Here is a 13,034-nt window from a genome sequence, read left to right as displayed (position 1 = left end):
GAATAGTTAGCATGTTTTGGTTACTGGCGACTCTCGCCTACCTGCTCGGCTCTCTGTCCTTTGCCATTTTGCTCAGCCGCCTGACCGGTAACCCCGATCCGCGAATGAGTGGCTCGGGCAATGCCGGCGCCACCAACATGTTGCGTCTGGCCGGCAAGAAACTCGCCATCCTGACCTTGATCGGCGACCTCTGCAAAGGGCTGCTGCCGGTTCTGATCGCCGGTGTTGCGGGCCTTTCGCTGCAAGAACAGGCCTGGATCGGCGTATGTGCTGTCATCGGCCACCTGTTCCCGCTGTATTTTCGCTTTCGCGGCGGCAAAGGTGTCGCCACTGCTGCCGGCATGCTACTGGGGCTTTACCCGCCAGCCGCCCTGCTGGCGGTCTGCGCCTGGCTGCTGACGTTCTACCTGACCCGTACCAGCTCACTCGCCGCGCTGATCGCCACACCGCTGACCCTGCCGTTACTGGCCTGGCAAGAACCTGCGGCCCTGCTTCCCATGAGCGCGCTCACGGGCCTGATCGTCTGGCGTCATCGGGGCAATCTACGCGACCTGTTTGCCGGGCGCGAACGGCATTTTTAAATACCGGAGGTGAGCGCCGTTCATCACAGCCCTGACAATTGCTCCATCGGCCAGCGCGCCTGCACGCTGATCGCCAGGCTTTCGTGCTGGCCGGCCTGCAAGCGCTGGCAACCGGCAAACGCAATCATTGCGCCGTTGTCGGTACAGAACTCCGGACGGGCGTAAAACACGTCGCCCTTCATGTCGCCGAGCATTTTCTCCAGTGAAGTGCGCAACGCCTTGTTGGCGCTGACGCCGCCTGCGATCACCAGACGCTTCATGCCCGCCTGTTTCAGGGCACGCTTGCACTTGATGGTCAAAGTCTCCACCACGGCCTGCTGGAACGCCAGCGCGATGTCGCAACGGGCTTGCTTGCTGTCGTCCCCGGCGTTGACGCTCTGCTGCCAGGTGTTTAGGGCGAAGGTTTTCAGGCCACTGAAGCTGAAAGCCAGGCCTGGGCGGTCGCACATCGGACGCGGGAAAGTGAAACGTCCTGCAACGCCTTGCTCCGCCAGACGAGCGATTTCCGGTCCGCCCGGATAATTCAGGCCCATCATCTTCGCGGTCTTGTCGAAGGCTTCTCCGGCGGCATCGTCGAGGGTCTCGCCCAAGAGCGTGTATTGACCGATTCCGTCGACCTGAACCAGCTGCGTATGACCACCCGACACCAACAAAGCGACGAACGGAAATTCCGGCGGTTGCGACTCCAGCATCGGCGCCAGCAAATGACCTTCCATGTGGTGCACGCCGAGCGCCGGAATGCCCCAGGCAAAGGCCAGCGCCTGAGCGCAGGAAGCACCGACCAGCAGCGCACCGACCAACCCCGGACCCGCGGTATAGGCGATCGCGTCGATCTCGGTGGGCACGCAGCCCGCCTCGGCCAACACCTGACGAATCAAGGGCAGCATGCGTTTGACGTGGTCACGCGAGGCCAGTTCCGGCACCACGCCACCATAGGCACGATGCAGGTCGATCTGGCTGAACAGCGCGTCGGCCAGCAGGCCGCGCTCACTGTCATATAATGCGACACCGGTTTCGTCGCAGGAGGTTTCTAATCCCAGTACTAGCATGGGTTTGCGCCTTGTTTAGGCTGAATTCGAAGGCCGGCATAATAGTCGCCATGCGATGCCCCGACTAGCGGTTTTCGATCAGAGGCTTTGCATTCCGAGCGATGAGGGGTTAACATCCGCAACCCTTAAAAACCGACGTCTTCAAGTGCTCTTTTGCCGCGAGGATGTTGACCCCGGTAATGAATGAAGGTAGCTCTGGATGCCAGCCGTCAAAGTAAAAGAGAACGAACCCTTCGACGTAGCTCTGCGTCGTTTCAAGCGCTCCTGCGAAAAAGCCGGTGTACTGGCTGAAGTTCGTAGCCGCGAATTTTACGAGAAGCCAACTTCTGAGCGTAAGCGCAAAGCAGCAGCCGCTGTTAAGCGTCACGCCAAGAAAGTTCAGCGCGAACAGCGCCGCGCCGTTCGTCTGTACTAATACACAGACGTTCGTAGCAAGCTTCTGCCAAGCCCGGCCCTCAGCCGGGCTAATGGCATTTGCGGACAACGCTTGATGCTTCACCGTCAAAGCCGCAGACGCGACCGAGACAAACCTGCTTCACAGCGTCAGACCTGGCTCTTTTGCCAGCGGTGCACGTCTTTTCTGACGAGCCTTCCAAGGCTACTGACGAGCACACCCCCTGATTCCTCTCACGACGATCAGCCCAAGGCATCTTCTTGCGTGCCCGCTTATGAGCTATCCGAGGCCATCGACTGGCCGCAGCGGATTCAGCGAAACACTTTCAAATAGTCGAATACTGATTGGCATTAACGTCAGTGAATTTTCGGCAGATACACTTCCCGACAGCGATTATGCAGACGACACTGGTCGAGCCGCACACTTTGCGCGCCTCAAGCAATGACCCGCGTTTGTCAGCCCTTCGTTTTGGGTCCATTTCAGCGCAGATGACGAGACCGCCATGGCCGGGTTAATTCCCCAGAGCTTCATTGACGACCTTCTGAACCGCACCGACATCGTCGATGTGGTCAGCTCGCGCCTGCAACTGAAAAAGGCCGGCAAGGACTACACCGCCTGCTGCCCGTTCCACAAAGAGAAAACCCCCTCCTTCAGCGTCAGCCCCGACAAGCAGTTCTATTACTGCTTCGGCTGCGGCGCTGGCGGTAACGCCCTCGGCTTCATGATGGACCACGACAACCTGGACTTCATCCAGGCTGTCGAAGAACTGGCCAAAGCCGCCGGCATGGAAATCCCCCGCGAAGAAAGCGGCCGGCCGCACAAACCGCGACAGCCGACCGATTCGCCGCTGTACCCCCTGCTCACCGCCGCCGCCGACTTCTATCGCCAGGCACTGAAAAGCCATCCTTCGCGCAAAGCCGCGGTGGATTACCTGAAGGGTCGCGGGCTGACCGGCGAGATTGCCCGGGACTTCGGACTCGGTTTCGCCCCGCCCGGCTGGGACAATCTGTTCAAGCACCTGAGCAGCGACACCCTGCAACAAAAGGCCATGGTCGATGCCGGCCTGCTGATCGAAAACGCCGAAACCGGCAAACGCTATGACCGCTTCCGCGATCGCGTGATGTTTCCGATCCGCGACAGCCGCGGGCGCATCATTGCTTTTGGTGGCCGGGTATTGGGCGATGACAAACCGAAATACCTGAACTCACCGGAAACTCCGGTATTTCATAAGGGCCAGGAACTCTACGGCCTGTATGAAGCTCGCAAAAACAACCGCAACCTCGACGAAATCATCGTCGTCGAAGGCTACATGGACGTCATCGCCCTCGCCCAGCAAGGCCTGCGCAATGCCGTCGCCACACTCGGCACCGCCACCAGCGAAGAGCACTTGAAGCGACTGTTTCGCGTGGTGCCCAACGTTTTGTTCTGCTTCGACGGCGACCAGGCTGGCCGTAACGCCGCGTGGCGAGCACTGGAAGCCACCCTGCCCTGCCTGCAGGACGGGCGGCGGGCGCGCTTTCTGTTCCTGCCCGAGGGCGAAGACCCGGATACGCTGGTCCGCTCCGAAGGCACTGATGCCTTCCGCGCGCGGATCAACCAGCATGCGCAGCCGCTGGCAGACTACTTTTTTCAGCAGTTGACCGAGGAATCGGACCCACGCTCGCTCGAAGGCAAGGCCCACATGGCCACCCTCGCGGCGCCGCTGATCGACAAGGTCCCGGGCGCGAACCTGCGCATCCTCATGCGCAAGCGCCTGAGCGAAATCACCGGACTCAGTGGCGAGGCCGTGAGCCAACTGGTGCAAAGCGCGCCTCAGGACGCGCCACCGACCTATGACCCGGGCCTCGATTACGACGCGATGCCAGATTACAGCGACTACCATCAGCCGCAGGCACAAGAGATGTACGCGCCGCAGCAGGAATGGACGCCGAAGAAACCCGGCGCCGGCGGCAAGAAATGGGACAAGAAACCCTGGGACAAGAATGGCAAGCGTGGCGGTGATCGCGATCAACCGAGCGCCCCGCGCACACCGATTGCCGTGGAAGCTCCGACCCTGATCGCACTTCGCACGCTCATTCATCACCCGGAACTGGCTGGCAAGGTAGAAACCGCCGATCACTTCGCCAATGAGAGCAACACCTACGCACAGCTGCTGGTGGCCCTTATCGAGGCCGTGCAAAAAAATCCTAAGCTAAACTCAATTCAGTTAATGGCCCGCTGGCACGGGACAGAACAGGGACGCCTTCTCAAAGCCTTGGCCGAAAAGGAATGGCTGATTAAAGGCGATAACCTTGAACAACAGTTTTTAGACACCATTACTAGGCTATCAGCCGGTCAACACACCGATAGCCTGGAAGCACTTATCAGAAAAGCAAGACAGCCAGGATTGACCGCAGAGGAAGCAAATCAGATCGCAAATCAGATGCGCGACCTATTAAAACGCAATATGGCTACACCAAACCCGACCTCAACTGGCGCGTGAGGTCATAGCTCAGGTATAATCCTCGGCTTGTTTTTTGCCCGCCAAGACCTTCAGTGGATAGGGTGTTATGTCCGGAAAAGCGCAACAGCAGTCTCGTATCAAAGAGTTGATCACACTGGGTCGTGAGCAGGGCTACCTGACTTACGCGGAGGTCAACGACCACCTGCCGGAGGATATTTCAGATCCGGAACAGGTGGAAGACATCATCCGCATGATCAATGACATGGGGATCAACGTATTCGAGGTTGCGCCAGATAAGGATTCCCTTATGCTGGCCGACGCCGATACCGACGAAGCCGCGGCCGAAGAGGCAGCAGCAGCGTTGGCAGCGGTCGAAACCGACATCGGTCGCACCACCGACCCGGTGCGCATGTACATGCGCGAAATGGGTACGGTAGAGCTCCTGACACGTGAAGGCGAAATCGAAATCGCCAAACGTATTGAAGAGGGCATCCGTGAGGTGATGGGCGCAATCGCGCACTTCCCTGGCACGGTTGACCATATTCTCTCCGAATACACTCGCGTCACCACCGAAGGTGGCCGCCTGTCCGACGTCCTGAGCGGTTATATCGACCCGGACGACGGCATTGCGCCGCCTGCTGCAGAAGTGCCGCCGCCTGTCGATCCGAAAGCCGTGAAAGCGGATGACGACACCGACGACGACGAAGCTGAAGCCAGCACCGACGACGAAGAAGAAGCCGAAAGCGGTCCGGATCCGATCATCGCGGCACAGCGTTTTGGCGCTGTCTCCGATCAGATGGAAATCACCCGCAAGGCGCTGAAAAAGCACGGTCGTGGCAACAAGCTGGCAATCGCCGAACTGTTGGCCCTGGCTGAGCTGTTCATGCCGATCAAACTGGTGCCGAAGCAATTCGAAGGCCTGGTCGAACGTGTTCGCAGTGCCTTGGATCGTCTTCGTCAGCAAGAGCGCGCGATCATGCAATTGTGCGTGCGTGATGCCCGCATGCCGCGTGCCGACTTCCTGCGCCAGTTCCCGGGCAACGAAGTTGACGAAAGCTGGACCGACGCACTGGCCAAAGGCAAAAGCAAATACGCTGAAGCCATTGGTCGCCTGCAACCGGACATCATTCGTTGCCAGCAGAAGCTGACCGCGCTGCAAACCGAAACCGGTTTGACGATCGCCGAGATCAAGGACATCAACCGTCGCATGTCGATCGGTGAGGCCAAGGCCCGCCGCGCGAAGAAAGAGATGGTAGAAGCGAACTTGCGTCTGGTGATCTCCATCGCCAAGAAGTACACCAACCGTGGTCTGCAATTCCTCGATCTGATCCAGGAAGGCAACATCGGTCTGATGAAAGCGGTAGACAAGTTCGAATACCGCCGCGGCTACAAATTCTCGACTTATGCCACCTGGTGGATCCGTCAGGCGATCACTCGCTCGATCGCCGACCAGGCCCGCACCATCCGTATTCCGGTGCACATGATCGAGACGATCAACAAGCTCAACCGTATTTCCCGGCAGATGTTGCAGGAAATGGGTCGTGAACCGACCCCGGAAGAGCTGGGCGAACGCATGGAAATGCCTGAGGACAAGATCCGCAAGGTATTGAAGATCGCTAAAGAGCCGATCTCCATGGAAACCCCGATCGGTGATGACGAAGACTCCCATCTGGGTGACTTCATCGAAGACTCGACCATGCAGTCGCCAATCGATGTTGCTACCGTTGAGAGCCTTAAAGAAGCGACTCGCGAAGTCCTGTCCGGCCTCACTGCACGTGAAGCCAAGGTTCTGCGCATGCGTTTCGGCATCGACATGAATACCGACCACACCCTTGAGGAGGTTGGTAAGCAGTTCGACGTTACCCGTGAGCGGATTCGTCAGATCGAAGCCAAGGCGCTGCGCAAGCTGCGCCACCCGACGAGAAGCGAGCATCTGCGCTCCTTCCTCGACGAGTGATCACAAAACCCCCGGCCCAGGCCGGGGGTTTTGCTTTATGCAGATTAAATCCCCCGCACTTCCCTCCCGCCGAATTGCCCGTCTACACTCGAAACATTCCCCGAGCCATAACGAGACCGTTATGCCCAGACTGCCGACCGTGCTTTTTTTGCTGTCGCTGATGACCTGGACCGCAACGGCTGGCGCGCTGACTCTGACCGACGAAGAACGTAGCTGGTTGACGGCCCACCCGGACTTGCGCCTGGGTGTCGATGCGTCATGGCCGCCCTTTGAGTTCCGCGATGATCAGGGCCGCTATCAGGGTCTTGCCGCGGATTACATCGACCTGATTCGCCAACGCCTGGCCATCAAACTCACGCCCATCGAACCGGTGAGCTGGACGGCCGTGCTTGAGCAGGCCAAACAAGCGAAACTGGACCTGTTGCCAGGCATCATGTCGACCCCGGAGCGTCAGAACTACCTGGCGTTTACCCGCCCCTACCTGGACTTTCCGATTGTCATTCTTGCCCACGTCGGAGGTGCTCAACCGCGCAAGCTCGAAGAGCTGTATGGCCTGAAAATCGCCGTGGTGGAAAACTACGCGCCCCATGAACTGCTGCGCACCCACCATCCCGACCTGAATCTGGTGGGCATGCCCAACGTCAGCTCGGCGTTGCAGGCACTGGCGACCGATGAAGTGGACGCGGTGGTCGGTGATCTCGCTTCCAGCGTCTGGAGCTTGCGTCAGCTCAAGCTCGACGGGCTCTATGTCAGCGGCGAGACACCCTATCGCTATCAACTGGCAATGGGCGTGCCTCGTGACAACAAGATTCTGGTCGGCATCCTGGACAAAGTCTTGGCAGACATGACGCCGGCAGAAATCAGCGCCATTCAGGAACATTGGGTGGGTAACGTCCTCGATCATCGAACCTTCTGGTCCGACCTGATCGTTTACGGCTTGCCGGGGTTGCTGTTGCTGATCACCGTGCTGGCGGTGGTCATCCGGATCAATCGCCGATTGAGCTCGGAAATTGCCCGCCGCATCGACCTGGAACAGGAACTGCGCAGCAGCGAATACCATTATCGCGGGTTGGTGGAGAGCCTTTCGGCCATCGCCTGGGAAGCGCGGATCACCGATTTCACCTACAGCTATGTGTCGCCCCACGCCGAAGAATTGCTCGGTTATCCCCTGTCCCATTGGCTGATTCCGGGGTTCTGGCGCAACATCATCCACCCCGCCGACCTGACCCGCGCCCAGACCTTCTGCGATCACGAAGTCCTGGCCGGGCGCGATCACAGCCTAGATTACCGGGTCATCACCGCCGACGGTCGCTGCCTGTGGGTGCGTGACATCGTCAGCCTGATCGAACACGGTCATGAACCGGTGATGCGCGGATTGATGATCGACATCAGCGAAGCCAAGCGCACCGAAGAGGCGCTGCGACTGTCGGAGCAGAAGTTTGCCTCGGTGTTCCAGCAATGTCCGGACATTCTGGTCATCGCGCGGCTTTCGGATGGCTGTCTGCTGGAGGTCAACGAAGCGTTCGAGGATCAGATTGGTCTCAAGGCTGAAGAAGTCATCGGCCAGACCGCCACCGACCTGAACATCTGGGGCATCCCCGGAGTCGGGCCGAGCTTGCTGCAGCGCTTGCAGGCCGGCAGCATCCGTAACCTGGAGATGCCCTTTCGCCGCAACAATGGCCAAGTGTTTACCGGCCTGATCTCCGCCGAACCCTTCGACCTCGATACCACGCCGGCGCTGGTGGTGGTGGTGCGTGACATCAGTCAACTCAAGGAAACCCAGCAACAACTGCAAACGTCCGAAGAGAAATTCGCCAAAGCCTTCCATGCCTCACCCGATGGCTTGCTGCTGTCCCGGCAGAGTGATGGCTTACTGCTGGAGGTCAACGAAGGCTTCAGCCGCATTACCGGCTTCAACAGTGCTATGTCGGTGGATCGTTCGGTGCTTGAGCTGGGGATCTGGGTCAATCTCAACGAACGCAAACAAATGCTCGATTTGCTGCATCGGGACGGTTTCGTCCGCGACTTCAGTTGCCACATCCGCCGCAGCGACGGACAGATCCGCCTTTGTGAAGTGTCGAGCCGTCCGCTGCCGATCGGCGACGAAGATTGCATGCTGACCATCGCGAGGGATATCACCGAGCGCCACCTGATGCAGGAAAAGCTGCAACAGGCCGCGACCGTGTTCGAGAGTACTGCCGAAGGCGTGTTGATCACCGACACCCAGCAGCACATCAGCGCGGTCAATCGCGCGTTTACCGAAATCACCGGCTACAGCGAAAGCGAGGCCTTGGGCCACACCCCGCGCCTGCTCGCCTCAGGCCTGCATGACAGCGCTTTCTACGCGGCCATGTGGCACCAACTGACCGCCGAAGGGCATTGGCAGGGCGAGATTTCCAATCGGCGCAAAAACGGCGAGTTGTACCCGAGCTGGCTGACCATCAGCGCCGTGCGTAACCGCGACAAGTTCATCACTCACTTTGTCGCCGTATTTGCGGACATTTCCAGCCTCAAGCACGCGCAGGCCAAACTCGATTATCAGGCGCACCACGACCCGCTGACGGGTTTGCCAAACCGCACGCTGTTCGAGAGCCGGCTGCTGACTGCACTCAACAACCAACAGGAAAACGGCGGCCAGGGCGCCGTGTTGTTCCTAGATCTTGACCGCTTCAAACACATCAACGACAGCCTCGGGCACCCGGTCGGCGACCTGCTGCTCAAGGGCATCGCCGTACGCCTCAAGGACCAGTTGCGCGACATCGATACCGTGGCGCGCCTCGGTGGAGACGAATTCATCATCCTGCTGCCCGGCTTGCAACAGTCGAGCGACGCCGACAACATCGCCACCAAACTGCTCAACTGCTTTTCTGCGCCATTCCAGGCTGGCGAGCACGAGTTCTTTATCAGCGCCAGCATTGGCACCAGCCTCTACCCCATGGACGGCGGCGACGTTGCCACACTGGTCAAGAACGCCGACGCGGCGATGTACCGCTCCAAGGCCAAGGGTCGCAACCGGGTCGAAAGCTATACCCGCGACCTGACCGCTCAGGCCAGCGAGCGCGTAGCACTTGAACACGAACTGCGCCGCGCCATCGAACGCAATGAACTGTTGCTGCACTACCAGCCGAAAATCAGCCTGGACGACAATCGCCTGGTGGGTGCAGAAGCCCTCATCCGCTGGCATCACCCGACCTTCGGCGCCGTGCCACCAGAGCACTTCATTCCCTTGGCTGAAGAGAATGGGATGATTCTGCAAATCGGCGACTGGGTGCTAGAGACTGCGTGTCGGCAGATGTGCGAGTGGAATCAGACCTATGAGTGCCTCGGCCCGCTGTCGGTCAACCTCGCAGGCGCACAACTGCGCCAACCCAACCTGCTTGGCCGGATCGAACAACTGCTCAAGGACAACGGCCTTCAGCCCGGATTATTGCAACTGGAAATTACCGAAAACTTCATCATGAGCCAGGCCGAGGAAGCCCTGACGGTGTTGCATCAACTCAAACACCTGGGCGTGCAATTGGCGATCGACGACTTCGGCACCGGCTATTCCTCCCTGAGCTACCTCAAACGCCTGCCGCTGGATATTCTCAAGATCGACCAGTCTTTCGTCCGGGGCCTGCCGGATGATCCCCACGACGCGGCAATCGTTCGCGCCATCATCGCGCTGGGCCGCAGCATGCAATTCACCGTGATTGCCGAGGGCGTCGAGACCCTGGCGCAGCAGCAATTTCTCGCCGAAGAAGGCTGCGAACAGATTCAGGGCTACATCGTCAGCCTGCCCTTGCCGCCAGACAAATTCGCCGCGACGTTTCTTCGTATAGCCGTATCGGATTTTTCGGATAGCACAGCCGAGAAACCGTCGCTATAATCCGCGGCCTACTGAGGGCCTATAGCTCAGTTGGTTAGAGCAGAGGACTCATAAGTGCGCCGTAAGATGGCGCAACAACGTTGTGGTTAATAGCCATCCCCTTGTGGCATTTAGGGGTAAACCAGCGGCTTACCGGAAGGGGAAACCCCGTAAGGGACAAGAGCATGCCGTGAAAAGGCCTTCTGCGGAGGAATCTCTCCTCCAATAGAGAAGGTCAGGTAGGGCAGGTCATGGTCAAGGCTGTATTGCTTGAAGCCTAGGTAAAGCGTGGGAAATTCGGCACCGGGGTGGCATGAGATTGAGGCCACTTCTTCTGGTTGCGGGGAGACGATTATGAGCCCCCTGCAAGCCACACCAGAAGCGCTAGCACAAGTAGTGTGAAAGATAACCGAAAGGGCGACCTAACACCTGAGCACGTTGTTGCGTTAACTGCGGGATCACCTAAAGGAAGCAATTCCCATGGTGACGGAAGGCTCGTAGTACCTGTTTGTATTGGGCCGGTAGCATAACGGTTAATGCAGCGGCCTCATAAGCCGTTGAGTGCGGGTTCGAATCCCGCCCGGCCCACCATCTTTTTTCGGTGAGGGGACGTGTCCGTTCACTAGCTATCGACCACCTCAAATACGACCGGCTAATCCCCGGTGAAAGGGAAGGGGCCTAGGATGTAATGTTTCTAGGACGGTGGAGGTATGCGTGATGCAGAACAAAAGCTTCATCCGAATAGAAACACTCAGGAAGGCTAACGCCGATCCGAACTTTGTTAATGATCGCATCTACCGTCTCATGTTCAAGGAAGACTTGTACATTGCGGCCTATGAGAAGATCAAAAGCAAACCCGGCAATATGACTGCGGGTAACGATGGAACGACCCTAGATGAGTTTTCGATCAGAACGATCCGGAACATCATCGACAAAATGAGAGACGAAAGTTTCGCGTTTAGAGGCGCCAGAAGGGTTCTTATCCCGAAGGCTAATGGTAAAACCCGAGAACTATCGGTGGCACCACCTACTGATAAGGTCGTGCAAGAGGTCATGCGAATGATCTTGGAAGCTATCTTCGAACCTACGTTTAGCGACAACAGTCACGGGTTTAGATCGGGGAGGAGTTGTCACACTGCACTGAAGCAGATCCGGGAGCAATGGTCGGGAGTAACTTGGGTAATCGAAGGAGACATTAAAGGCTGCTTCGACAATATCTCCCACGAGAAACTGGTTACACAACTGGAAACGCGGATCAAGGACGAACGGTTTGTAAACCTGATTAGGAAGTCACTGAAAGCGGGCTACTTCGACAAAGGAGCTTACTTCTCCGGAACCATCGGTACGCCACAAGGGAGTATTATATCCCCGATTTTGGCGAACATTTTCTTGCATCAACTAGACCGCAAGGTCGAGGGTTTGATTCAAGAGCACGAGATGGGAAAGGAAGATAAGAAAGCGCTTAACCCTGCGTATAGAAAGTTGCTTAGCCGTAGGAGTTATCTGCAAGGGAAAATCGCAAGATTGGAAGGAACGGAGCGGGAAGCAGCTATCGCTGAAATTCGAGCGATCAGCAACGCATCCCTGCAAATGTCCCCCACCCTTGTCTCGGATAACGGCTTCATACGGGTTAAATACGTCAGGTACGCGGATGACTGGGTTGTAGGGATCAATGGGCCTAAGCACCTAGCCGAAAAGCTCCGAGCTGAAATTGGTGAGCATCTATCCACAGCGGGTCTTGAACTCAGCCTGGAGAAAACGCACATCCGTCACGCGAAGACCGAAAAAGCGAAATTCCTGGGGACTAGCCTCAGGGTAGGTAGCGAAAAACCCAAGATCATGAAAGTCATCCGTAACGGAGCAGTTTTCCGTAAGAGAGTGGCAGGTTGGACTCCGATTATGTACGCACCAGTACGCGAACTTGTCGAGAAGCTCCACGCCAAAGGATTTTGTAACTCCAAAGGCGAACCTACCGCGATCAACAAATGGATACTACTCGACGACATACAAATCGTAGAGCAGGTTGGAGCTGTATGGAGAGGCATATCGAACTACTACTCTTTTGTAGATCGGTTCTCAATGCTGACCCGGATTCAATACATCCTCCAGCACGCAGCGGCGAAAACAATGGCGGCCAAACATCGGTCTTCCAGAAGCAAGATTTTCTCTAAGCACGGAGCTAGCCTTCGAGTAAGAGTGAAAAATGCAGCCGGAGAGGTGATAAGACAAGTCGAATTTCCCCTTATCAGGAAATGGGCCTCGTCTCCCAATAGATTCAAAACAGGGACAGTTGACGTTAACTTCCTGGAGCGAAACCTAAGACTTAGGACTCGCTCTAAACTGGGATCACCTTGTGTTATCTGCGCAAGTGACGACCGTGTGGCTATGCACCACGTAAAGCACATTAGGAAGCTGGGTCAAGAAGTTAAGGGCTTTACTCGGGTATTGGCGATCCTTAATCGGAAGCAAATTCCCGTATGTCACGAGTGCCACCACAAGATCCATCGTGGTAAGTACGACGGCATATCACTTAACCAATTCTCCCTGCTACACGTGGCAGCAGCTTGAGTACATCTGGAGAGCGCAGTGCTTGGAAACCTGCACGCTGCGTTCGGAGGAAGCTAGTTGGTATCCCCCTGGGAGCCGGTTAGCGATCCTACTCCTTTGGTCCACGGTTCAAGTCCGTGTGGGCCCACCAAACAAAAAAGCCGCGCTGAATGCGCGGCTTTTTCGTGTCTGATGTTTGGATTCGTTTACTTAGAG

7 protein-coding genes and 1 tRNA gene are annotated in these 13,034 nt (G+C 57.4%); 7 read left to right on the top strand and 1 reads right to left on the bottom strand.

All coding sequences use genetic code 11. The annotated features are described in order from the left end of the window. The first annotated feature begins 11 nt into the window (after positions 1 to 11). Complete coding sequence (gene plsY / locus ACI77H_RS29255; RefSeq protein WP_150654008.1) at positions 12 to 581, top strand: glycerol-3-phosphate 1-O-acyltransferase PlsY; 570 nt, start codon at positions 12 to 14, stop codon at positions 579 to 581. Positions 582 to 604: 23 nt separating this feature from the next. On the opposite strand, the gene tsaD is transcribed toward plsY, so the two are convergent. Beyond that, positions 605 to 1,630, bottom strand: coding sequence for a tRNA (adenosine(37)-N6)-threonylcarbamoyltransferase complex transferase subunit TsaD (tsaD, locus tag ACI77H_RS29250; protein WP_407015343.1), 1,026 nt, complete (start codon positions 1,628 to 1,630; stop codon positions 605 to 607). A gap of 199 nt (positions 1,631 to 1,829) precedes the next feature. Between tsaD and rpsU the strand changes: the two genes are divergently transcribed. The 6 genes from rpsU to ACI77H_RS29220 all read left to right on the top strand — a co-directional run bounded on the left by rpsU (position 1,830) and on the right by ACI77H_RS29220 (position 12,839). Then, positions 1,830 to 2,045 (top strand): 30S ribosomal protein S21, encoded by a 216-nt coding sequence (gene rpsU / locus ACI77H_RS29245; protein WP_002551877.1) that lies wholly within the window; start codon positions 1,830 to 1,832, stop codon positions 2,043 to 2,045. A 481-nt stretch (positions 2,046 to 2,526) separates the two neighbouring features. Further along, on the top strand, positions 2,527 to 4,506 hold the full coding sequence (gene dnaG, locus ACI77H_RS29240; protein ID WP_407015341.1) for a DNA primase: 1,980 nt from the start codon (positions 2,527 to 2,529) through the stop codon (positions 4,504 to 4,506). Between the two features lie 67 nt (positions 4,507 to 4,573). Continuing rightward, positions 4,574 to 6,424 (top strand): RNA polymerase sigma factor RpoD, encoded by a 1,851-nt coding sequence (rpoD, locus tag ACI77H_RS29235; protein WP_407015339.1) that lies wholly within the window; start codon positions 4,574 to 4,576, stop codon positions 6,422 to 6,424. Positions 6,425 to 6,545: 121 nt separating this feature from the next. Continuing rightward, a complete protein-coding gene (locus ACI77H_RS29230) occupies positions 6,546 to 10,292 on the top strand; it encodes an EAL domain-containing protein (RefSeq protein WP_407015337.1) in 3,747 nt (1,248 codons plus the stop codon). Between the two features lie 494 nt (positions 10,293 to 10,786). Beyond that, positions 10,787 to 10,862: transfer RNA gene (locus ACI77H_RS29225), tRNA-Ile, on the top strand. Positions 10,863 to 10,988: 126 nt separating this feature from the next. After that, positions 10,989 to 12,839, top strand: a complete 1,851-nt coding sequence (locus tag ACI77H_RS29220; protein WP_407015398.1) for a reverse transcriptase domain-containing protein — start codon at positions 10,989 to 10,991, stop codon at positions 12,837 to 12,839. The last annotated feature ends 195 nt before the right edge of the window (positions 12,840 to 13,034 follow it).

Origin of the sequence: Pseudomonas sp. O230 (genome assembly GCF_045447035.1) — a bacterium.
Lineage (GTDB): Bacteria > Pseudomonadota > Gammaproteobacteria > Pseudomonadales > Pseudomonadaceae > Aquipseudomonas.
This window is presented reverse-complemented; position numbering and strand designations above follow the sequence as displayed.

Excerpts from the sequence above, each read along its gene's own strand:
- ACI77H_RS29230 (WP_407015337.1), top strand. The coding sequence starts at position 6,546 with ATGCCCAGACTGCCGACCGTGCTTTTTTTGCTGTCGCTGATGACCTGG.
- rpsU (WP_002551877.1), top strand. The coding sequence starts at position 1,830 with ATGCCAGCCGTCAAAGTAAAAGAGAACGAACCCTTCGACGTAGCTCTG.
- tsaD (WP_407015343.1), bottom strand. The coding sequence starts at position 1,630 with ATGCTAGTACTGGGATTAGAAACCTCCTGCGACGAAACCGGTGTCGCA.
- dnaG (WP_407015341.1), top strand. The coding sequence starts at position 2,527 with ATGGCCGGGTTAATTCCCCAGAGCTTCATTGACGACCTTCTGAACCGC.
- plsY (WP_150654008.1), top strand. The coding sequence starts at position 12 with ATGTTTTGGTTACTGGCGACTCTCGCCTACCTGCTCGGCTCTCTGTCC.
- ACI77H_RS29220 (WP_407015398.1), top strand. The coding sequence starts at position 10,989 with ATGCAGAACAAAAGCTTCATCCGAATAGAAACACTCAGGAAGGCTAAC.
- rpoD (WP_407015339.1), top strand. The coding sequence starts at position 4,574 with ATGTCCGGAAAAGCGCAACAGCAGTCTCGTATCAAAGAGTTGATCACA.